The sequence below is a fragment of the Weissella cibaria genome, assembly GCF_004521965.1.
GTDB lineage: Bacteria > Bacillota > Bacilli > Lactobacillales > Lactobacillaceae > Weissella > Weissella cibaria_A.
In genome coordinates this window covers 15,182-37,120 of sequence record NZ_SDGK01000065.1, presented here as the reverse complement: position 1 = coordinate 37,120, position 21,939 = coordinate 15,182, and the positions used below count along the sequence as shown (strand labels likewise).

The window sequence follows — 21,939 nt, the reverse complement described above, 5'->3', positions numbered from 1 at the left end:
TTCTAATTTTCTCCTTGGTATTCCAAGTACAAGGCTTGTCGGTCCAAGTCACGGGCCTTAGCAATTTGCTTCACAGCAGCCGTGGCTTTCATGCCTGATTCAACCAGAGCACGGACCGCTTGCACTGGTGTCATATCGGCGAGTGGGTCATCATCTGCTTCAGTAACTGGGTTATCATTTCCTGCCACCATCATCACAAATTCCCCTCGCACTTCATTTTCATTCGCCCAATCTGCCAACTCTTGCGCTGTCCCACGCAAGAACTCCTCGTAGCGCTTCGTTAGCTCACGTGCTAAGACTACCTGACGTTCGGGGCCAAATGCCTTCACAATTATTTGCAGCGTTTTGGCCAAACGGTGTGGTGCCTCATAAAAAATCATCGTTTCCGTGTGGCTATTTAGATTCTGTAATTCCGATAGTTGTTCTTTTGGCTTGCGAGCCAGGAAACCATAAAACATGAACGGTTGCGGTGTAAGACCTGAGGCAATCAACGCCGTAATACCTGCACTCGCCCCTGGTAACGGTACAACCGGAATATTTTGGGCCACCACCGCCTTAACCAATTCGTGCCCCGGGTCAGAAATAGATGGCATCCCGGCATCAGAAACTTGCGCAACATCCTCACCAGCAGCTAAGCGCGCCACCAATTCTGGAATGCGTGTCTCCTTATTATGTTCATGGAACGACACTTGTTTAGTTTGAATATCGAATTGATTCAACAATTGTTGCGTATGACGGGTATCTTCGGCCGCAATCACCGCGACCGCTTTCAACGTGTCAATTGAACGCGCGGTCATGTCACCCAGGTTCCCAATGGGCGTTGGTACTAGATACAGCGTACCCGTGGTGTGTGTGGCAAAACTCTTTTGTTGATTCATGATAAACCTGCTAACTTAAATTGACTTTCCAAAACCGTCGATTCGACTGTCGTTTGGAAATTGATGTTCTTTTGTAATCGTTGTGGCGCCGCTAAGACGATATCCAGGACAGCTAACAACGTCGCCGTCGTATAACGTTGTCCATCACGTTGCCAGGTACTACCAGCTGAAAAGCGCACTGGTACGTCGCCCGTTCGGCTTAGTAAAATGTCACGCCAAGCTTGTGCCATCATCGCAAGTAAGACACGCGCCCGATCTAGTTCACCAGCTAATGGCACCAAATTCGTTTGCACCATTGTAAAGGCGGTATCGTCTTTCTTGAGTGTTGCTGTCACCAGGTTGCCAACGGCCTGCTCAGCTTGTTGAAACCAATCATCAACCAACCACCCAGCCGCCACCTCACTGCTGTCAGTGAGCGTCCGAACTAAATCAGCTTGGGTTGCATTGAAACCGACCGCCATTAATGATGACTGCATCTGTTCGGGCCCTAATGCTGGAAAATCAACCACCTGGGTGCGTGACACCACTGTTGGCAAAATTTGTGCCCGGTTTTCAGCAATCAAAATCGCCGTTTGTTGCCCCACAGGTTCCTCGATAAACTTCAGTAGACCGTTTGCTGCACTACTCGTCATCGTATCAGCACCAGCAACGATAAAGACTTTTTGGTTACCTTCAACCGCTGTCTTGGTAAACTCATCCCGCAAGAAGCGAACTTGATCGACTTTGATACTATTGCCATCAGGTGCTAATTGAATCACGTCTGGGTGTTCATTAGACGAAATACGTTGGCACTGATCACACATCCCATCCGGTTGGCCCTCCGCCGTTACGTTACGACACATCAGGCGCATTGCTAGCCAATTCGCTACTAGCCCTTGGCCACGGCCACGTGGTCCAGTAAACAAAAAGGCGTGGGCAAGCTGGTCACTTGCCACCGCCTGTTTGAATTGCGCAATTAATTGCGGTTGTTGCGCATTTGCCTGTGCAATTAATTCTTTGGCGTCCATCTGCACTCCTTAGAAGCGGTGGAATTGTTCAATATCTTGAACAAACACCGTAGCCCCACCAACTTGAACTTCCATCGGCGTTGTAGCTGTTGACTCCATTGAAACGTCCAAGCTAACCGCTGGCGTCATAAATTGCTTACGCATGTGTGACGTCTCTTTGATAATCCCTAACACTTCAGCCACACGGTCATCTTCAATTCCGACCATAAACGTTGTGTTTCCTGAACGGAGGAAGCCACCTGAAGTTGCCAAACGCGTGGCACGCACATTGGCCTTAACAAATTCTAAACCTAACTTGTTCGCATCTTTATCTTGCACAATCGCGATAACCATCTTCATAAGCCGAACCTCCTAGTCCTTTAAACCGAGTACCGGTGCCAATGCTGCCCATGTGTCAGCAATCACCGCATCTAAATTTTGTTCTGCATCAATTATCAAAAAGCGCTCTGGATCCGCCGCCGCTAGCGCATGGTAAGCATCAGAAACCCGTTGGTGGAATGATAAGGCCTCTACGTCCAAACGATTCACTTCATCTTGACGAGTCGTTTGAATGCGATTGAGACCGACTTCCGGTCGGATATCTAAGTATACCGTTGCCGTCGGCATCATCCCTTCGATTGCAAAGTCGTTAATCGCCGTGACTGCATCGGTACCAATTTCGCGACCGCCACCCTGATAGGCAATTGAACTGTCGACATAGCGATCTGTAATCACAACTTTATTAGCCGCAAGCGCTGGTAAAATTGTCTGAACCAAATGTTGCCGACGTGACGCTGCGTATAACAACGCCTCCGTCTTCTTATCCATCTCGGTATTCGCAGAATCTAGCACTAAATCACGGATAGCCTCTGCAATTTTGTTCCCCGTCCCACCAGGTTCACGCGTTAACAACAGCCGCTCTCCCAATACCGGTTGTAGCCGAGCGACGATTGCACGCAGTACAGACGTCTTTCCAGCTCCATCAGGTCCCTCAAACGAAATAAATGTTCCAGCCATCATTGTCACCACTCTCACTTTTTGTTTTGTACTACATTATAGCAAAAAAAAAAGCAGTTTAGGTATTCAACCTAAACCGCTCAACCAATTCTACTAGATCGACCAATCAATATTCTCTGGCTTTACGAACGCCAATTCAAATAAATAATTCGCAATACGCTTCTCAGACCACTTGCTACCGTGGTCTGGCAATAGCCGTGAATTATCAATTAAACGTTCCTTCACCCACTTTGCATTGGCGTCTGACCATTGCGTATTCTTCGCAATAATCGCACCAAATTCAGCGTTTGAATAAGTCTTATCGCTCATAACTCTTCTCCTCTTCCGAATCCTAACTACAATTCAGGGTGGACAAAGGCTGTTGACCAATGTCCCTTCATATCACGATGCCGTGCTGCCCGTAGGAGGAAGAAATACTTTTGTCGCGCTTTATCTGTTTCAGCTTTAATCAATCGTGGATCAACATCGCTTTCAAACATGGCAACTTCTGACATTTTCGCCTTTTCATAATCAAACTTAGCACGATCGATAGCTTGCGATAGCTGTTCATCATATGCTTTCGTGTCCACCTGAGGGCGCTTAAACAAGTTAAACATTAAAGCTTCGTCCTTCCTTCCACGGCCTTGATCAAGGTAATCTCATCCGCATAGTCAATGTCACTACCAACTGATAGTCCGGTTGCCAACCGTGACACCGTCAATCCAGCCGGCTTCAACAAACGCGACAAGTACATTGCTGTAGCTTCACCTTCAGCGTTGGCATTCGTTGCCACAATAACTTCTTGAATGTCTTCGTCTTTTTGTAGGCGCGTAACCAATGACTCAATATTAATGTCATCAGGTCCCTTGCCAGACAAGGGCGACAAGACACCGTGCAGTACGTGGTACAAACCGCGATACTCACCCGTATTTTCAATGGCCATTAAGTCACGAACTTCTTCAACCACCAACACTTGGTTTTGATCACGCGTTGGATCAGAGCAAATGGCACATGGTTGCGTTTCCGTTAAATTCCCACAGATTGAGCAAAAGCTTAAATCACGCTTTGCTGAAATCAACGATTGGGCAAAGCCTGTCACGTCTTCTTCCTGCATATCAATCGTGTGGAAAGCCAAGCGAGTTGCGGTCTTGATACCAATTCCGGGCAACTTAGTGTAACTATCAATTAGTTTAGCAATTGGTTCTGGATATTGCACGTTACCCGCCTTCTTCCTCTATAAGTGCGTTGTCTCTTAGAACATTCCCTTTGGGGCGTATTGCCCCAAACGCTTTTGTTGGTCAGCCTCGATTTGTTGCAAGGCATCGTTAACAGCTACCAAAATCAAGTCTGACATACCATCGACATCGTCAGCATCGACAATTTCTGGCTTGATTTGCAAGTCCTTCAATTCGCGGTTACCGTTGAACGTTGCCAACACAACATCTGAAGGTGCGTGACCCGTATAGTCCGTTGCTGCAATTGCTTCTTGCTCATTTTGCATTTGCTCTTGCATCTTCTTCACTTGCTTCATCATTGATTGCATATTTTGTCCACCAAACATATCTGGTCCCTCTTTTCTAACTTAATTAATCATCTATTTCTTCAACAATATCACTGCCAAACAGACGTTCAGCTTCCGCAACCACTGGTGCCGGTCCGGCTTCAGCTTCCGAGGCGACGTCCATCGCCGTTAAGCTAGCTAAATCATCCGCCACAGTGTTGGCTGTTTGTGTCTCAACCTGCTGTTGGGTAGCTGTCGTTTGGGCAGTGCCCTTACGTTGTGCCACAAAGACTGCCCGCATCTTAGGCCACTCTTCGGCATTAACAAAGACCAATTGGCGTTCGTGTTGCGCTTGGGTCAAATTTTGAATTTGTGTCACCATCGTGTTCAGTAGCTCCGCATTGCGCATCGCGTTTGACTTGATGACATCAAAATCAAAACCGACAACCAATCCTTCTGGTGACGCCGCAATTGGGCGCGCCACATTCAGCATCGCTTGTTGCGGTACTGGTAACATATTCACCATGTCTGCCCAGACGCCAACAACCCGGTCTAAGTCACCACGCGTCGCGGCACTCAAAACGCTAAACACTGCTGCTTGATCATCGCTCACACGTGGTGCCACCCGACTTGGTACCGGCGTCGGCTGAACTGCCGGCGTCTCATTAACTTCTGATGCCGTGCTTGCTGGTTCAAGTGTCGGCTCTGAAACTGGCGCCTCACTAACCGGTGCTGTCGGTATTGACTGAGCTGGCGCTGACGCCACGGCTTGTGGTCGTTGTGGCTGTGGCTGCGGATCAGCCACAACTTTGGTTGCTGATACACGTTCAACGGTCACTGGTGCCGTCGTTGGCAACGGTTGACTCAACTTAACTGTCAACACTTCCAAGTAGATACTTGGCCGATTTGTATAGCGTAGTTGTTGCTGTGTATCATTCAGCGTATCAATCATACGGTACCAAACCGTTGCGGGTGTATCACTCGCTAACGCTTTAAAAATATTATCTGGTACAATACTGATTAATTCGGGCGCTTCAGTGTGCAACAACAAATCACGTGCATAGCTGATCAAATCTTCAACGAAACGACTGGCATCTTTACCAGCTGACAACACTTCAGATAACTTCGCTAAGGCCGCCTTGGTGTCTTGCTGCACAACAGCTTGTACGTACTCACCCAATAATGTTTGGGTAACTGAACCTGTCACTAACAACGCATTTTCTAGCGTAACATGGCCATCCCCAAACGAGAGCGCCTGGTCTAGAATACTCAACGCGTCACGCATCCCACCATCAGCAGCGTTAGCAATCACACGAATGGCCGCTTCATCGTATGTATCACCTCGTTGATCCAAGATGTACGTCATACGATCGTACGCTGCCTTCGCATCAATTCGCTTAAAATCAAAGCGTTGCGTACGTGAAATGATTGTGGCTGGAATTTTTTGTGGTTCCGTCGTAGCTAAAATGAAAATGACGTTAGCTGGTGGTTCTTCCAAAGTCTTCAGCAACGCATTAAACGCCCCTGTCGACAACATGTGGACCTCATCAATGATGTAGACCTTGTACTTCGCTTGCGTTGGGGCGTAATTCACATCTTCACGAATCTCACGAATTTCGTCAACACCGTTATTTGATGCGGCGTCCAATTCAATAACATCCCCCAACGTACCATTATCCGCCGCTTGGCACATGGCACAAACACCATCGGGTTCACCATTAATTGGATTCAAACAATTAATGGCTTTGGCAAAAATCTTGGCCGCAGATGTCTTTCCCGTTCCACGTGGGCCGTTAAACAAGTACGCGTGCGTTGTTTGGCCCGTCATGATAGCGTTTTTCAACGTCTTGGTCACGACTTCTTGACCGATCATATCGCTAAATTTTTGCGGACGCCATGTCCGGTACAACGCCTGATACGCCATTGTGTGTGACCCCTTTCAACACTGTCAATTTAGACAGTCAACTAAGAATATTTCCTACTCTTATATTACCAGAAAAAAGTAAAAAAAACGCCAACCGATTAACATCGGTTAGCGATTAAAGTTCATAAGAAGTGAAGCACAATGCACGGTCTCCTTAGTGCTGCTGCCTTCCGACCCTGACACGGTTCGAAGTGCACACTTGCCCCACAAACAATATTATAGCAGGTGCATTACTTTTCTGCAAATGCATTAGGGGTTTCTTGCGCAGCTAACTCGGCCGCGCGGCGCGCTTTCTTTTCCGCCTTCTTTTGCTTACGAATCTCGCGAAAGAAATTACGCAACATATCCCCAGATTCCTGTTCACAAATCCCTTGATGCACATGCACTTGGTGATTCAAACGTTCATCTTCTAAGATGTGATACATCGAGTGAACAGCGCCAGCCTTCGGATCTTCGGCACCATAGTAGACATCACTAATCCGCGACTGTTGAATAATGCCGGCGCACATAATGCATGGTTCTAGTGTGACAAACAATTGGGCATCAAGCAGACGCCATGACTTCACCAGCCGGTTTGCTTCCGTGATGGCTTGTAACTCGGCGTGTTGACTAGCATCTTCTAACCGTTCACGCAAATTAAAGCCACGGCCAATAATCTCACCGTGTTGTACAACCACCGCGCCAATCGGCACTTCACCTAATGCACCGGCCTTCTTGGCTTCCTTGATGGCCTCACCCATGAAATAATCAACTTGTTCAGGCGCCAGCTCGCTCATGGTATACGCTCTCCAAAATATAGTAACCCTTGTTCTTCGCGATAGTTGCGGCATTACCAAACGTTTCTGTCATCAATGCCTTCGCTGATGGCGCGCCTTGTTTCTTCTGCAAGACCACGGTCAACGTACCACCATCAACCAGATAGTCCTTTGCCCCAGCAATCATATCTGACACAATTTCCTTACCTGCTCGAACCGGTGGATTCGTCAAAATCGCAGCAAACTTACCATCAACCCCAGAATAACGGTCTGATAACACCACGTCGATGCGATCTGACACGCCATTCTTTTGGGCATTGCGCTTTACCAATTCAGCGGCACGCTCATTAATTTCAGCCGCAACAAATTCACGATCAGGCATCACCGTTGCCAAAGCAATCGATACTGGGCCGTAACCAGCACCCAAATCCAAAATTTTGCCAGCTGGAATTTCTTGATCAAACGCTTCTAGCATTGTTCGTGTTCCGAAATCTACGGTAGACTTAGAAAAGACACCTGCGTCAGTCGTAAACGTTAAGGAATGTTCAAAAAGCGGGAATGTCCAAGTGTGCTCGTCGTGCGCAACACTTGGGTTCGCCGTGTAATAATGTTCAGCCATGTGAACCTCTTTCTATCTTCAGGTGTCAGACATCCTGATAATCTTCAAAGTTTTAGTCTATAAACCATTGTAAGATAAAGGCACTAATTATAAAAGCAAAGTACTTGGGGGAGTATGACATGACAACACATACAATCGGCGTTTTTATGGGCGCTCAATACGGTCATCTAGAAGAATTCCATGAAGCGGCCGCAGCCATGGGGCACGGTATCGCCGAACATGGCTGGTCATTAGTCTATGGCGGTTCTAAAAGCGGTTTAATGGGCGAAGTCGCTGTTAATGCGATTAACGCTGGGGCCGACGTGACCGGTATTCGGCCTAGTAGTTTTCTACCAGAAGAAGCCGGTCATGAGTTACAAATGACCCACATTGACGTTCCTGACATGGATACTCGCAAACGGATGATGTTTGATCAAGCGGATGCATTCGTCTTTTTGCCTGGCGGCATGGGGACCTTAGAAGAATTGGGCCAAGTGATGTCCTGGACCAAGCTAGGATATTACGAAAAGCCAATCATCTTAGTTAACATTGCTGGCTTTTGGGACGATATGGTGGCCTGGTTTGAAACGGCCATCGATGCAGAATTTGTGACACGTGAAGGATTATCGCATTTGGCTTTGATGCCAAGTGTCGCTGAAACGTTCACGTATCTTGAAGGTGAATTCGAAGAATAATAAAAGAGCTGCGCATGATTATCGTCATACGCAGCTCTTTTGTTTAAGCAATAATATCTGTTTTTTCAACCATCCAGGCAGCCAATGCCATCAAAATAATTAACACCATTAACACAATCAGTTGAATCGTCCAACTATGCCATAGTCCAAAACCGTAACCGAATAACGTTGGTCCAAAGGCGGCCAATAGGTATCCCCCTGATTGGGCCATTCCTGACAATTCCGCTGTTCGGGTTGGGGTTGTTGTCTTAACTGAGAACATCGTTAACAAGTACGGGAACAGCGCCCCACCAGAGAAGCCCATCAATAGGTTAACAACCAACCAAAACAGGAACCCATGACCATTAAAGAGCATCATACCCACACCAATAAACGCTAATGCTGAAAAGCCGACCATCACCCAACGTCGGGTTTGGTTGCCCCAACGAGTAAACGCGGTTGGCAACACAAACGTCAGTGGCAATGTAATCAGCGTAAAGATTCCTGATAAGTAACCAGCTGCTTCGGCCGACAAACCCGTTTGTTGCGCCATTGTTGGTAACCAAGCCATGGCCGTGTAGTAATACAGCGATTGTAAACCACCATAGGCCAACAAATACCAAGCACGCTTATTGCGCCAAATTGAAGTATGCGCCCCGTCTTTTGGTCGTGCCTCCAAGACGTGGTTGTGCTTAACGTTGGGTAACCAAACCACAAACGCAATCGCAATAATCACTGACAAAATCATAATCAGTGTCTGCCAATTCGTGGCCTTAACAATTGGCACCGCTAGTGATGACGCCAAGATAGTGGCAATTGTCATCGCTAACGAATACGTTGACGTATAGCGCCCAATTTTTGTTGGAAAGTTGGCAACAACTGCACTAGGCAACAACACGTTCAACGTCGCAATGCCGACCCCGATTAACACCGTCCCCAAGAACAGCAATGGCATTGACGCAATTCGCATCAATGAACCAATTGCCATCAACAAAACAAAAATAGCAAACGACTTCTCGATTCACCATTTTTGACCAAACTTTGGCGCAAACGGTGAAACAATCGCAAAGCTTAATAAGGGAATTGTTGTTAAAATACCAAGCGAACTGACTGATACGCCAAGTCCCTTCGCAACATCGCTAATAACTGGCGGAATTGACGTAAAGGGAATTCGTAAAATCATCCCCATCATCACAATTCCAGGCACCAATAGTGGTGACTTTTTGCTTTTCATCCATAAATAATATCTCCTCACACAATACACCGCTCTCTAAAACGGCATTTTCCAGTGTAGCGTAACAAAAAGCGCTACACAACAACGTGTAGCGCTTCACTTACGTGGTTTTACTTATCATACTCGGCCAGGAAATCAGCAACCTTTTGCTCATACTTCGCTGGATTAGTCGCATATGATTGGACGTGCTTAGCACCTGGTACCAAGTACTTCTCCTTTGGCCCATTTGATGCTTTGTACACTTGGTTCAAATACTTCGGTGGCACAAACGTATCATTACCACCATGAATAAACAACATTGGTCGCGTATTCTTAGCAAGTAACTTAACTGAGCTAGCTTCAAAGTAATCATAACCGGCCATCACCTTTGAGTAGGTTGATACAATTGGCACTAGCCCCTTGGCCAACCAGTTTGGCATACCGTACATATCACCAGCTTGGTAATAAATTTCATCCGCAACAGACGTGTAACCTGCATCTTCAATGTAAGCTGATACCTGCTTAGGTGGGTTCATACCAGATAGCATCATGGTCGTAGCTGCCCCCATTGAAGCACCCATGACCGTGATATCGCTATCTTGACCGTTCTTACTAATCACTTGGTTAATCCATTGCTTGTAGTCCTTGGCATCAAGGTAACCAAAACCAATGTACTTTCCACCAGACTTTCCGGCTGCACGATTATCTGGCATCAGTACGTTGTACCCCATGCGGTGGAACATTTCACTGTATGGCGCCATTGCCTTGTGATCAACACCAAACCCGTGAATCACAATCGCGGTCTTATTCGTCTTCTTCGCAGCAGGCACATAGTTAGCAACTAACTTCGTGCCATCCTTAACAGTCAAATGCCACGTCTGAGCATCCAAATCAAACCAGGCTTCTTGTTGTTTGTATAATGGATCCTTCTTTGTTAAGACACCACTACCGACAAAGTCCTTCTTCGCACGGACTTCAGCAACGTGGAAGAAGTAGCCACCAGCTGCTACAACGAGCACAATCAAAACCACAATGATGCTAACTAGCCATGTGATTACTTTGCGCGATGTTGACCAGCGCTTCTTTTGCTTTGCCATTTCGCAAATCTCCCTATATTTATTAAACAAATAATTGCAACCTGTCCATTATAGGGAAGATACATGAAAAATAAAAGGTATACCCCGTTAATCATAATAAAAAGGCATAACCATTCGATCATGCCTCGACAAGAATTTACTTCAAATATTGCAATGTGAACCAACCTATCATGCCAATCAGTGCAAACAGCAACCAATAATACCGCGCTAAAAATTCCCACCCATTTGTGATTGGACTATATTGCCACTGACGCCACCGGTGATTTTGATGCCAATCTTTATCGGCCTCATCTTGCTGCATATATTCACTCACTTTATCGCGAAATGACGTTTTACCCGGTTCGACCTGAGTACCAAATAATAACACTTGCACCGATACATCCAAAATGTCTGCAATTTCCTGCATACGATTCAAATCAGGTGAAGACTCTCCAGTCTCCCACTTCGAAACCGCCTGTCGTGTCATGTAGAGTTTATCGGCCAACTGTTGCTGCGATAACCCCTCTGTTTGCGCAGGTTCGTCAACTGTTGTGCAAATACAATATCCATCATCTTGCCCCCTTAACTTTTGGTAACTAAATTATGACAAATCATCATTGATGCACCTAGCAATTCAATGTTATTTTTGCGCAAATTTAAGTTGCATCCTTGTTATGGCGGCGTTTCTCAGGCTTTAATTTTTTACCCCATATCTATCAAGCGGTAGACATCCTTCAAGGGTCCTGTATATAATCGACCCAAAATTTATCGTCATATCTATTAAGACCGTTAGTCTAATCCCTCTAAGTTCCAAGCCAGCACTAGTTAAGGAGCGTTTCAGATGCAAGTTTCTATTATGTTAACAACCCACTCAACCGAATTGGACACTATTCGATCACATTACGACTCTCTAGCTGATTTTGTTCCAGCTCATCTATCACTAGTATTCCCCCAACCATTGCCTCAGTTGCAAACAAGTATGCTGACGGATATTCAAGAAATAATTCAAACATTGCCTGAAACCACTTTTTTCACAACACATTTATTACCTGATCATGACTATCACAACCTATTGCTCGTCTTGGATGATCCAAAAAACAGCCTAAAGAAATTGCATCAAGCCTTATATTCATTGTCGTATTTTGAGCCATTTCAAAGACGCGATATTCCTTTCACGCCTCATATTACGATTGCACGCAATCAAACGAAGTCACAGTTAGACCAGCTGGCCCATGAGCTCATGTCTAAAACAATTGGCTTGTCAGTGACATTTGACACACTGGTATTTGAACAGATTGCCGACGATGATCAATCAATTCCTTTGCTCAAATGCCATTTAACTTGAGCGTGAACTACCCCCTAACGTCTAACGATGCTTACGCTTGAAGTGGGAGCTTCCTAGAAACAAGATGAATCTACGCATATCTGCGTTACCGCGAAGCTCTCACAAGTTGCTGTGTAACTTCTGCTTACCTGACCTTATACAGGACGGCAGAGGCATTATCTTTATCAGACACCCACAGGCGTCGCAACTAGACTTAACTATTTAGAGTGGTTCCCGTAGTCCCTGCGGTAGCCACTTTTTTTGTTTGCTACTGCAATGTAGCTAGTGCCTTATCCCTAATGTTTAGGGAAGCGTTTAGGTCGCGGTCAATCGCGTGTCCTAGCGAATTGACATACTTACGCACGTCTAGTGGCTTTTTGACGACTTCGCCGGTTTCATAATCTGTTTGCGTTGTGTAAGCAGGGGCAACACCAATAGTTTGTTTGCCGTACCAATTAGCTTTGTACTGTAATTTCAGCACAAAAGAATACCAGCCAACATCAGCGATAGCCTTCGCAAGTTTGTGGTTTTGTTGCATGTTACGAGACGATAGGTTCTCGTACCCAATCACGTCGTGGTTTTTGACAAGTTGGGTTGATACCTTGTTTAGAAAATCTGTTCGTTGGTTTTTAATTTTCTCGTACAGTCTCGCAACGACAATACGTTGTTTCTGATAATTCTTTGACTGTGCCAGTGACTTACTGAGTTTCTTAGCCACTTCACGTTGCCGAGACAGTTTATGTTGTGCCTTTGTGAGCTTGCGCTCACCGTTCCTGATAAAACGTACTCGCTCAATGATTTCTCCGTCAGAGGCCGTCAGAAAACGAGACAAACCTAAATCAATACCAATGATAGAACCAGTCTTATCCCATGCTGCAACATCACCGATTTCCACAAGCAAAGTAATGTACCACTTGCCAGACTTTTCTTCTGTAATCGTGGCTGTACTGATATGCCAGTTGTCGATTAGTTGTCGGTGAGCTTTCACCCGTACACTTCCAATCTTAGGTAGCACAACATGCTTATTGTTTTCATCAAGGCGCACTGAACCGTGGTGAATATCCGCGTTGGTAGGTTGATTATTAGTGCTGTACGACCATTTGGCAGACCATTTCTTGTGGAACTTTGGCATACCTACACGTGGCCCATTATGCTTTTTCAACCAGTCAAAGAAGCGCTTGCGCGCCGTTCGATATTGTTGAGGAACGTTTGCAAGGGCTAGACTATCAACCCCAGCCAACCATTCGTTGCCTTGCAACTTCTTGATTTGTGTATACGTCAGTCGTGGGTGGCGCTTACCGTCAGGCAAGGGCGTCTCTTGGTCTGCTTTGTATTGCACCATTTCATCTGCAACTAGCGCGTTCCACATGAAGCGGGCGCCACCAATGTTTTGACGCAACTTATTCATTTGTTCTTGATTTGGATACAGCCGGAAGCGAAACGCTTGTTGCATGGTGATTACTCCTTTCGCATATTACGAGGTTTTGTACCTTACTTTTCGATATATTCTTTCAGTACCGATAATGATGCTCCACCTGATGTCATTAGTGCGTATGATTTAGACCAAAACATTTCTTTCCAGAGTTTCTGTGTAATTTGCGGATATTCTTTCTTTATCAAGCGTGAGCTTGCCGATTTATACGCATTGAGAAACTTGCTGATTTCTGTTTGAGGTTGTGCCTTGAACAGAACGTGTACATGGTCTATGTCATGGTTCCACTCAATCGGCGTCACCCCGTATTTTTCACCAATATACGTGAATATTTCTAACAAGCGCTTTGAGATGTCGCCGTCGATTACTTGGCGTCGGTACTTTACCACCATAACAAGATGATAATTTAGTAAGTACACCGAGTGTTTATTTTTATCAAAATTCCTTATCATATATACATTTCACTACAAATACCCTGAATAGAAAAACGAGCATAAAAATAGCCCTAGCGGGTCTTAATTAGTCAGGTTAAATCACTGTGCGCTACTTCTGACTAAACCAAGCATCCCCCATGCGATCGCTATAAGCTTGCTCACGCTCCCAAATCGATTGGGTTTGCCAGTTCTCCATCGAGTGCGTTGGTCGCTGTACGTTTTGCATTGCAATCGATACAGTCGCCCCTAACACCCATACTGCTACCAATAAAATACCAAACACACGCATACTCTTTCGCATCACATCGTCCCCCACTGGTATCTACAAGCTACTTATCCACTTGTTTTTAGTAACTTCAGTTTACGCGCAAATTGTCATTATTCTGTCTGTGTTTCACTTAGGTTTTGTAAAGGTTTGACAGCGCAACAACTCCCACTTAAAGTACTTGCCATTGTTGCAAAATTGTATCGGCAAAATCGAATTCATTATTTTGGATGAATTTCTTAGCCCTCAGTACCAAGGGCGACGAATTTTCTGGTGTTATATCTGCGAGTTTTACAAACAGTGCCCCCTTTGAATCTTGGCCCGGAAATTCTCGAACTTTTTCAGCAACGTTACCATACACCTGCTGAACCAGATTGAATACGGCAATATGATTATTCATCGTAAACGTTTCAAAGGTCCACGGATATCGAAAACTAGTAATACCTAGTTGCTGATAGTTTATCAGGTGCATACCGGTTTCTTCTACGAATTCACGGCGAAGCGTATCATCAAGTCCCTCGCCCTCTGCCATGCTGCCGCCAGGTAAATCTAACCGATTTGCATACGGCCCGTTTGTTTTCGAAATAACTAATAACCCTTGTTCCTGTCGATAGTAGATACCATACACACCGAACGCACGATGATAAATCTCATTCCTCATTATTTCATCCCCCACTTTGATAGCTTTTTCAACAATATTATCATCAACACTCAAGATTGTGTGCTAAAATATTAGAAAACAATGAGAAACACAAGGAGTGCCTATGGCCTATTCATTAAACTGGGATCTTGACCCTATTTACCCTGGTGGTATTACATCACCTGAGTTTGCTGCCAAGCTCACGTTGCTTGACGAACAAATCAAACAATTTGCAGCTGACGTTACCGCCTACAATCGATTCACAGATACTGATTTCGGTCAGTTTATTGCGTTAGTTGATGCTGCTCAGACAATCCGTTCTGGTTTGGGAACGGTTGCCCTATTCGTGAACGCATTATACTCAGCTGATTACACAAATCCTGTGTATCGCCCATATCAAACCAAGGTGTCGCAACTTGACGTGGCTTATCAGGCACCTTTAAACGCCTTCGCTAAGTTGTTGACATCATTTGACGACGACACTTTTGCGAAGGTCCTGACATTGCCAGGCGTTAATGATGTGGCGTTCCATTTGAATGAGTTACGCGATGACGCGTCACGTTTGCTCGACGACCGCGCAGAGGAATTGCTAAATAACTTGCGGTTAGATGGTTTACAAGCCTGGTCTGAACACTACGACACGATTTCAGCCGGTCTAAGCATGACGTACACTGACGAAAACGGAGCTGAACAAGCTTTGTCAGCCGGTCAAGCATTGAACCAACTGGATGGTTATCCCGATAACACAGTTCGGGCGAACATTATGGCTAATTATGAAAAGATGTGGGGGACGGCCGAAAACTTGGCCGCTGATACTATTAATCACTTGGCCGGTTCACGTCTAACAGAGCAACATGCCCATGGGTATGTTGATCATTTGGAACAACCGCTTGAGTTGAACCGCATGTCACGTGCCACATTGGATGCCATGTGGCAAATGGTTGATGATAACAAGCACATGTTCAAAGCCTACTTTGACCGTAAGAAAGTTTTACTCGGTTTGGATGAAATCGGTTGGCAAGATCAAGTCGCACCAATTACCAACTTAGGTGATTATCAGCCAACTACCCTGACGTATGACGAAGCAGCAGCCTTTGTGATTAAAAACTTTGGTAAATATTCACCAAAAATGGCTGCCTTCGCGCAACATGCCTTTGAAAATCAATGGATTGAAGCCGAAGACCGCCCTGGTAAGACGCCTGGCGCTTGGATGGAAAGTGTGCCTGATATTCACGAGTCACGGATTATCACGACGTTCACGGGATCGGTTAACGACGCGGCGACCATCGCGCACGAAATTGGGCACGGTTTCCACTCTTCTGTCTTGACCGAATTACCTGTTTGGCGTGACGGTTATGCAATGAACGTTGCTGAGACAGCCTCGACGTTTGCCGAAATGCTGATTGCGGATGCTAATGTTCAAGCAGCCAAGACTGATGCCGAGAAGGTCGTGTTGCTTGACGCCAAGATGACTAACCCAATCGCCATGTTCTTGAACATTCACGCTCGGTTCATCTTCGAGAATAACTTCTATAAAGAACGCGCTAACGGCTTCGTATCAGCTGCCCGTTTGAATGAACTGATGGATAACGCCCAACAAGTTGCCTTTGATGGTATTTTGGATAAGCGTCACCCACACTTTTGGGCGTCAAAGTTGCACTTCTTCATTGACGATGTGCCATTCTATAACTTCCCATACACATTCGGTTACTTGTTCAGCCAAAGCATTTACGCTTGGGCTCAAACGCAAGCTAATTTTGAAGAAGCGTACATTGCTCTGCTACGGGATACAGCTAACATGTCAACCGAAGAATTAGCCCAAAAGCACCTAGGTGTCGATTTGACAAAGTCAGACTTTTGGCAAGCCGGTGCCGATTTGGTTAAGAAAGACATCGACGAATTCTTGGCGTTGTCTGAACAATTTATCTAGATATTTCCAAAAAGACTCAGCGCGATTGTGCTGAGTCTTTTTCATTTACGTACAACTTAGAACATTTGGCGCAAAGGCAATAACAGCCATGAGAATCGCAATAATCGTTAACTGACACCAAGTTCGCAAAATTTTCAATTGCCACGTCAGCCACCCGAACAACCCGATTGCCAGTAGTGACAATACGATTTCGACACTCGTTACCCTCTCTTGTTGGCGCATCAACAGTAGTACGACGCTTTCAACACCAAATGGCAGCCACACAAGTTGATTACATAACAGGACGCCACTGAACATCAATTCCCATTGAGGTCGCACAAGCATGACGACACCCCACAAAATGAGGCCTAGCAATAAGGTCCTTGACATATACATCACCATTGCCAATCCGATTAACATGCGTTGATGTTCACGCAAGACGCCATCATCTCCCATTGTCGCCCGCATTTGACTGGTATTTATCCAAAATTGGCCGACTAATAGGGCCAGCGGTCTAAGACCACCCCACTTGTTGAGTCCGACTTTATTTTCCTGGTATGCAAACATTGAACATCCTCCCCACGATTTGATTTGAGTATAGCCAAATCGGTGACCCACGGTAATATCGCATTGATAGCAAATTGCCGACAAATATCACAGTCGAATATCATTGTTAAGGGTGTACAAATTATCTCCAATACTTAGCATTATGTTTTATGTAACAAAAAACGGAATTACATCATCCCTTGACGCAATTCCGTTTACTTGTTATTTTTTCAAAATCAACTTAGACGTTGTAATCGCCAAGACAACCGATAGTCCCATTGGCAAAAGCGCTGAGTAATCCATATGTGTCACTTCGAACATCATAAACAATGCCATCAGTGGCGCTTGTTGCGACGCTGACAACAAAGCCGTTGCCCCAATAACTGCCGCTTGATCAATCGATACGCCTGGCATCATCATCACGTAGGCAAAACCCAAGATGGCACCAAATGATCCACCAATTCCAATTGATGGCGCCAGCGTACCACCATAGGCACCCGCCTTCAGCGTGAAGACCGTAATGACCGCTTTCAAAATCATCCCAACCGCAAGCATCCCAATTAGCTTTGTACTTTCATTATTAATCGCCAATTCGGCTAGGCCACGCCCATTTCCCATAATCTGTGGGAAGAAATAGGCGACGGCACCTGTTGCAAGGGCAGCTAATGGTAGTTGCCACAAGACTTGCACTTGCTTAGCTTTCGCCTTGCCGCCTGCCCACTGAAACGCCTTGCGGAAGTAGGCTCCCGCAATTCCCATAATTGGGCCAACCACAATAACGAATGGCAACATCTTCAAATCAAAATGCCGATCAGCTACAAAATAATAGGGGTGGAAGCCCTTGATTGACGCACCAACTAGCATTGCAATCAATGACATGCCTAAACTAACTGATACGGAACGTTTCGACACATTCTTGTGCAGGATTTCCACCGCAAACAGCATTCCCGTAATCGGCGCAATATAGATTCCCGCGAAACCAGCACCGGCTGCTGCGGCAATCAACAAGCGACGTTCGTCCGCTGTTAACGTATCAAGGTGCCACTTGGCCAATAGTATTTCCCAGCGCTGCGCAAGCAAAGCACCCATTTCACGTGGTGCTAGTTCACGTCCAACCGAGCCACCAGTTGCCACGTAAAACACTTGGGTAACAGCGTGAAGGATTGACGCACCAAATGGCATTGTCTCACCTTCAAGCGCTTTATTAATTCCTACCGTTGGCTTCATCTTCGTTTGGACGATGAACCACAAACCAGCCGCAACAATTCCACCAATTGTGACTGACAACAAGCGTTGCGTCCCAGCTGCATGAATGGCAACAGGCACCAACGTATTCTCCTCAAATCCCAAGAAGAAATGCTCAATCACATCTAAAAATAGACTTAGTACGATAGAACTCAGTCCCACAATTACCCCAAGTACCACAGTAGATAACGCCAAGACCCCCATCTTTTGACGTTCAGTATAAGTCTCCGATTGTTCCATCGTTAATACCTCATCTCAACAATAATTACAAAAAGTCATTATAACACGTTAGTTAACCCTGCTCCGGAATTCCGGCAGTCAATTTAACTCATACCAATTAAAAAAACAGTTATCCAACGCCTAATTGGCGTTAGATAACTGTCAATCTCATCACTATTCAACAACGTAGACACGTTCATCAATTAAATCAAATGACGTGTGGTCGTCATTTAATTCTGCCACTTCATGTAACGTCGCTTCTTGCCAAAAGACATCCGAATCCGTCGCACCATCTTTTTCGCCGATGACCAATAAATTAAAATCAAAGCGATAGCGATTATCACGGATATACTGTAAGACTTGCCAGTCAGCGTCCGTGGTATCAGGCGCCCAACTCATAATCACAGTTGCCACGTTTTCGCCGTAAGTGTCCAATGCCGCAATCGCATCTAAGTTTTCAACGTCAGTAACTGGCTTGGCAGTTATTGGATCTGGTTGTGTGCGCCAGTCCTCATTATCAGTCGCAATAATCGTTTGCGCTGGGGCAACTGCGCGAAGGCCAGCTGAAATATAACCATGTCCTGCCATTATTTCTAAGACTGGTAGGCCATTCGTGTACGCTGACAAATCTTGAATAAACCTGTTCGACACATACGCATACATACTAAAGTACTCGATTAATGCATCCCGCAAATGACGGAGCATAAAATCGACGTCTTCTAACGGTTCCGTCAAAGTTTGCCAGAGAGCATTACCCTTCGTGGCGTCGTTCGGATATGCTTTTAAAACATATTGTTCCAATTCTGCCACCACCGACTCTGGGATTTCCATCGTCGGTAACGTGCTTGGTAGGATGCCATTATTTAAATCATTAATCGTCGCCACGGCTTGTTCAATCAAGTGCTTAATAGTGGGGATATTTTGATAACGGTCCAAATATGGCAACAGCTCACTAAGATAATCTATCTCAGTGAGCTGTCGGCCAGATCCAAACCGAATTATTTGGTTCGTTGTCATATCGTTTCCTCTAATTGGTTAGAAAAGACTCTCTTGATGGTTACTTCGCACATCGTCATCTGACGTAAACGAAACTGGGTTCAAGTATGAATTAACATACTGGAAAATATCAAACCGTTGCTGGTCAGTCAAAGGCTTACCGTTAAAATCGATTTCCTTACCTGACAGGAACAGCAAAGACAAATCCGTCTTCTCTGACATGGCGCGGCCAACCAGAAAATCCATAGATACATTAAAGAAGTCCGCTAACTTGCGTACTTCAATGTACGATGGTGATCGATCACCACGCTCCCAGTTTCCGATTTGCGCGGCTGTATTTGGTTTTTGCCCCGGCTCGAGATGCTTATTCATCTCTTCTGCCAAGGTTTCCAATGTGATATTGCGTCCTTTACGCAACTCACGCAGACGATCTGGAAACATGTGCGTTGTACTCCGTTCTCACTAAAATAATCGTAAGCCGCGTTAAACGCCGTTTACTTCTCTATTTTAACGAACATTCAACTATTTTTCCACACCCAAATTGTGGATAAAGGCTTATTTTATCCACACGCTGTGAATTACTGTTTCACTGTCAAGACAACCACGTTAATTGTCACAGCTGGCAAGGGGATTGCTTCCGCTGCGGCTTGGGCTTCTGGCCGAGCTCCCCAGTGAAGTGGCGTCATGTGTAACAGGTCAACATACAGATCCGCTGGAATTGGCCATTGATAAGAAATTTCTTTTTGTGTAGCTGTAGGATAGTTCTCCATAAAGCGATCAACCACTTTTTGGTTACTGTAAGTATGATTTGGTGAATCAACTGGATAAAGCATTTCACGCAATTCATGCAAGTAACCTGACGCTGGTACGACTTTGACCAACGTTCCCTCAGGCGCCAGAACACGCTTGAATTCTTCATATGCACTTGGTGAAAAGAATTCAACAATACTATCAAAACTATCGTCATTAAATGGTAAGTTCGCTAAATCTGCAACCGCAAAGAACGCATCCGTCTCAAGCTGCGTCGCTAGGTTAACCCCTGCCTTTGAAATATCAAACCCAATCCCAGTGTCGATGTTGCCACGCTTCGCAAGTAACCGGGCAAATGGCGTTCCCTCACCCGTGCCGACATCCATAATGCGTTGGGCAGTCCTTGGCAATGCTTCATTGACAGCATCGACAATACCATCGAATAGTCCAGCCGTTAGCACTCGACGACGCGCTGCCAACATGGCATCATCGTACTCTGTGTTCACCGCGTGATTCAGAAAGTAAAGTGTACCCTTCTTATTGATATCAAGCCGATGGTTATGCGCACAAACCAAACTGTTGCCTTCTACGTGATCATAGGGTTCACCGTCAACGGTACAACGGAACATGTCGAGATGTTCCGTCACAAACTGCGCCCCTTTTTCAATTTTCTTCATGTTTTTAGTTCTCGCTCTCATTTAAATCAATATCATATGCGACCCGATCACCAGCTAATTTACCACGATATGTAAAGCCACGTCGCACGCTGATTGCCTGCATCTTTTTGTTCTTGGTATGGGTATCAATACGCAGATACGTTATGCCTTTCGCCCGAGCTGTCTCAAATAGGTGCATAAACAGCACTGTAGACAGGTGGTAACCTTGGTGTTGGAAAGATACCGCCATTCGATGAATAATGGCATATGGGCGTCTTTTAGTGGGATATTGCCACCGTCCATCCTGAAGACGTTGGTAGTTCACATCCCTTTCTTGCCACAAGGTTGCGGTTGCGACGACTTCATCGCCAAGCAATAATACATACGCATAACCTTTTGCGATATCTGCTTTGATGATTTCTGGGGATGGGTAACCATTATCCCATTGTGGATTCTGATCAATCGACATCACGGCCTTTGCATCCGCAATAATTTTCCAGATGTCATCGGCGTCAGCCATGGTCGCCTGTCGGTAAGTTATTGTTGCCATTGGTAGTCCTCACTTCCGTCACATAATACCATTATACGCCGGATGAATCCCATAATTCCCAACAGTTTCGTCACCACTAACGCGCATAATAACATCAGTCATAATAATAATTCGCGGTGAATCCCATCACCGCGCCTTCTTTCACAACCAGGTACTCCTTGCATGATTTTTTTACATGCTAAATGCCGTAGAAATCAGCACCCAAAGGACGATTAGTACCCCAATTCCTAAAAGAAAAAGTCCTAAATAAAACCAAGCTGTAATAAAAAACACCAGTAATGCCCACGGTAATAGTAATATCTTTTTAATTATTTCCCACATAACGAAACTTATCTCCCAATTATAGAAGTCCAGACCACTAATCTATTCATA

General features: G+C 45.4%; 28 protein-coding genes and 1 other RNA gene. 3 read left to right on the top strand and 26 right to left on the bottom strand.

The genetic code is table 11. The annotated features are described in order from the left end of the window. Positions 1-2 precede the first annotated feature (2 nt). The 12 genes from rsmI to EST42_RS07910 form a co-directional block, all read right to left on the bottom strand. Positions 3-878 (bottom strand): 16S rRNA (cytidine(1402)-2'-O)-methyltransferase, encoded by an 876-nt coding sequence (gene rsmI / locus EST42_RS07965; protein WP_134644960.1) that lies wholly within the window; start codon positions 876-878, stop codon positions 3-5. Continuing rightward, the gene (holB, locus tag EST42_RS07960) at positions 875-1,885 is read right to left on the bottom strand and encodes a DNA polymerase III subunit delta' (protein ID WP_134644959.1); all 1,011 of its coding nucleotides are present in this window, start codon (positions 1,883-1,885) and stop codon (positions 875-877) included. Before holB ends, rsmI begins: the two co-directional genes overlap by 4 nt. Before the next feature lie 9 nt (positions 1,886-1,894). Next, entirely contained in the window at positions 1,895-2,224 is a 330-nt protein-coding gene (locus EST42_RS07955; protein ID WP_134644958.1) for a cyclic-di-AMP receptor, read from the bottom strand. Between the two features lie 12 nt (positions 2,225-2,236). After that, on the bottom strand, positions 2,237-2,881 hold the full coding sequence (gene tmk, locus EST42_RS07950; protein WP_134644980.1) for a dTMP kinase: 645 nt from the start codon (positions 2,879-2,881) through the stop codon (positions 2,237-2,239). A 93-nt stretch (positions 2,882-2,974) separates the two neighbouring features. Continuing rightward, positions 2,975-3,190: a hypothetical protein gene (locus EST42_RS07945; RefSeq protein ID WP_010369432.1), complete on the bottom strand. Its 216-nt coding sequence runs from the start codon at positions 3,188-3,190 to the stop codon at positions 2,975-2,977. Between the two features lie 26 nt (positions 3,191-3,216). Next, a complete protein-coding gene (locus tag EST42_RS07940; protein WP_134644957.1) occupies positions 3,217-3,477 on the bottom strand; it encodes a YaaL family protein in 261 nt (86 codons plus the stop codon). Continuing rightward, on the bottom strand, positions 3,477-4,076 hold the full coding sequence (gene recR / locus EST42_RS07935; RefSeq protein ID WP_134644956.1) for a recombination mediator RecR: 600 nt from the start codon (positions 4,074-4,076) through the stop codon (positions 3,477-3,479). Before recR ends, EST42_RS07940 begins: the two co-directional genes overlap by 1 nt. Before the next feature lie 36 nt (positions 4,077-4,112). Beyond that, entirely contained in the window at positions 4,113-4,421 is a 309-nt protein-coding gene (locus EST42_RS07930) for a YbaB/EbfC family nucleoid-associated protein (protein WP_134644955.1), read from the bottom strand. A 25-nt stretch (positions 4,422-4,446) separates the two neighbouring features. Continuing rightward, the gene (gene dnaX / locus EST42_RS07925; protein ID WP_134644954.1) at positions 4,447-6,285 is read right to left on the bottom strand and encodes a DNA polymerase III subunit gamma/tau; all 1,839 of its coding nucleotides are present in this window, start codon (positions 6,283-6,285) and stop codon (positions 4,447-4,449) included. Between the two features lie 125 nt (positions 6,286-6,410). Then, positions 6,411-6,496: signal recognition particle sRNA small type (gene ffs / locus EST42_RS07920), an RNA gene on the bottom strand. 19 nt (positions 6,497-6,515) lie between these two features. Continuing rightward, on the bottom strand, positions 6,516-7,061 hold the full coding sequence (tadA, locus tag EST42_RS07915) for a tRNA adenosine(34) deaminase TadA (RefSeq protein ID WP_134644953.1): 546 nt from the start codon (positions 7,059-7,061) through the stop codon (positions 6,516-6,518). Continuing rightward, positions 7,042-7,659, bottom strand: a complete 618-nt coding sequence (locus EST42_RS07910; RefSeq protein ID WP_134644952.1) for a class I SAM-dependent methyltransferase — start codon at positions 7,657-7,659, stop codon at positions 7,042-7,044. Before EST42_RS07910 ends, tadA begins: the two co-directional genes overlap by 20 nt. 119 nt (positions 7,660-7,778) lie before the next feature. On the opposite strand from EST42_RS07910, the gene EST42_RS07905 reads away from it, so the two are divergent. Then, on the top strand, positions 7,779-8,333 hold the full coding sequence (locus EST42_RS07905) for an LOG family protein (RefSeq protein ID WP_010369454.1): 555 nt from the start codon (positions 7,779-7,781) through the stop codon (positions 8,331-8,333). Positions 8,334-8,376: 43 nt separating this feature from the next. Here EST42_RS07905 and EST42_RS07900 read toward each other — a convergent pair whose 3' ends face one another. The 4 genes from EST42_RS07900 to EST42_RS07890 all read right to left on the bottom strand — a co-directional run bounded on the left by EST42_RS07900 (position 8,377) and on the right by EST42_RS07890 (position 11,106). Then, complete coding sequence (locus tag EST42_RS07900; RefSeq protein WP_425335782.1) at positions 8,377-9,300, bottom strand: MFS transporter; 924 nt, start codon at positions 9,298-9,300, stop codon at positions 8,377-8,379. A gap of 33 nt (positions 9,301-9,333) precedes the next feature. Next, the gene (locus EST42_RS11595; RefSeq protein ID WP_425335781.1) at positions 9,334-9,546 is read right to left on the bottom strand and encodes a hypothetical protein; all 213 of its coding nucleotides are present in this window, start codon (positions 9,544-9,546) and stop codon (positions 9,334-9,336) included. 110 nt (positions 9,547-9,656) lie between these two features. Next, entirely contained in the window at positions 9,657-10,622 is a 966-nt protein-coding gene (locus tag EST42_RS07895; RefSeq protein ID WP_134644951.1) for an alpha/beta hydrolase, read from the bottom strand. A gap of 136 nt (positions 10,623-10,758) precedes the next feature. Beyond that, positions 10,759-11,106, bottom strand: coding sequence for a helix-turn-helix domain-containing protein (locus EST42_RS07890; protein ID WP_245150439.1), 348 nt, complete (start codon positions 11,104-11,106; stop codon positions 10,759-10,761). 336 nt (positions 11,107-11,442) lie between these two features. Between EST42_RS07890 and EST42_RS07885 the strand changes: the two genes are divergently transcribed. Then, positions 11,443-11,946, top strand: a complete 504-nt coding sequence (locus EST42_RS07885) for a 2'-5' RNA ligase family protein (protein ID WP_134644950.1) — start codon at positions 11,443-11,445, stop codon at positions 11,944-11,946. 247 nt (positions 11,947-12,193) lie between these two features. On the opposite strand, the gene EST42_RS07880 is transcribed toward EST42_RS07885, so the two are convergent. From EST42_RS07880 to EST42_RS07865, 4 genes are all read right to left on the bottom strand, one after another. Continuing rightward, entirely contained in the window at positions 12,194-13,378 is a 1,185-nt protein-coding gene (locus tag EST42_RS07880; protein ID WP_134644949.1) for an RNA-guided endonuclease InsQ/TnpB family protein, read from the bottom strand. 38 nt (positions 13,379-13,416) lie between these two features. Further along, positions 13,417-13,809, bottom strand: a complete 393-nt coding sequence (tnpA, locus tag EST42_RS07875) for an IS200/IS605 family transposase (protein ID WP_134644948.1) — start codon at positions 13,807-13,809, stop codon at positions 13,417-13,419. A 91-nt stretch (positions 13,810-13,900) separates the two neighbouring features. Further along, a complete protein-coding gene (locus tag EST42_RS07870; protein ID WP_134644947.1) occupies positions 13,901-14,092 on the bottom strand; it encodes a hypothetical protein in 192 nt (63 codons plus the stop codon). A gap of 136 nt (positions 14,093-14,228) precedes the next feature. Continuing rightward, positions 14,229-14,771 carry an NUDIX hydrolase gene (locus EST42_RS07865; protein WP_245150438.1) on the bottom strand — a complete coding sequence of 181 codons (543 nt, stop codon included), beginning with the start codon at positions 14,769-14,771 and terminating at the stop codon, positions 14,229-14,231. A 49-nt stretch (positions 14,772-14,820) separates the two neighbouring features. On the opposite strand from EST42_RS07865, the gene EST42_RS07860 reads away from it, so the two are divergent. Then, positions 14,821-16,626 carry a M3 family oligoendopeptidase gene (locus tag EST42_RS07860; RefSeq protein ID WP_134644946.1) on the top strand — a complete coding sequence of 602 codons (1,806 nt, stop codon included), beginning with the start codon at positions 14,821-14,823 and terminating at the stop codon, positions 16,624-16,626. 45 nt (positions 16,627-16,671) lie between these two features. Here the strand turns inward: EST42_RS07860 and EST42_RS07855 are convergent, their stop codons facing one another. The 6 genes from EST42_RS07855 to EST42_RS07830 form a co-directional block, all read right to left on the bottom strand. Next, positions 16,672-17,172 (bottom strand): hypothetical protein, encoded by a 501-nt coding sequence (locus EST42_RS07855; protein WP_134644945.1) that lies wholly within the window; start codon positions 17,170-17,172, stop codon positions 16,672-16,674. Positions 17,173-17,373: 201 nt separating this feature from the next. Beyond that, a complete protein-coding gene (locus tag EST42_RS07850; protein ID WP_134644944.1) occupies positions 17,374-18,636 on the bottom strand; it encodes a chloride channel protein in 1,263 nt (420 codons plus the stop codon). A gap of 153 nt (positions 18,637-18,789) precedes the next feature. After that, positions 18,790-19,632 (bottom strand): SAM-dependent methyltransferase, encoded by an 843-nt coding sequence (locus EST42_RS07845; RefSeq protein WP_134644943.1) that lies wholly within the window; start codon positions 19,630-19,632, stop codon positions 18,790-18,792. Between the two features lie 18 nt (positions 19,633-19,650). Continuing rightward, positions 19,651-20,052, bottom strand: a complete 402-nt coding sequence (locus EST42_RS07840) for a helix-turn-helix domain-containing protein (protein WP_010369488.1) — start codon at positions 20,050-20,052, stop codon at positions 19,651-19,653. Positions 20,053-20,189: 137 nt separating this feature from the next. Continuing rightward, positions 20,190-21,038 carry a methyltransferase domain-containing protein gene (locus EST42_RS07835; RefSeq protein WP_134644942.1) on the bottom strand — a complete coding sequence of 283 codons (849 nt, stop codon included), beginning with the start codon at positions 21,036-21,038 and terminating at the stop codon, positions 20,190-20,192. Positions 21,039-21,042: 4 nt separating this feature from the next. Next, positions 21,043-21,567 (bottom strand): GNAT family N-acetyltransferase, encoded by a 525-nt coding sequence (locus tag EST42_RS07830; RefSeq protein ID WP_134644941.1) that lies wholly within the window; start codon positions 21,565-21,567, stop codon positions 21,043-21,045. Positions 21,568-21,939: the final 372 nt, after the last annotated feature.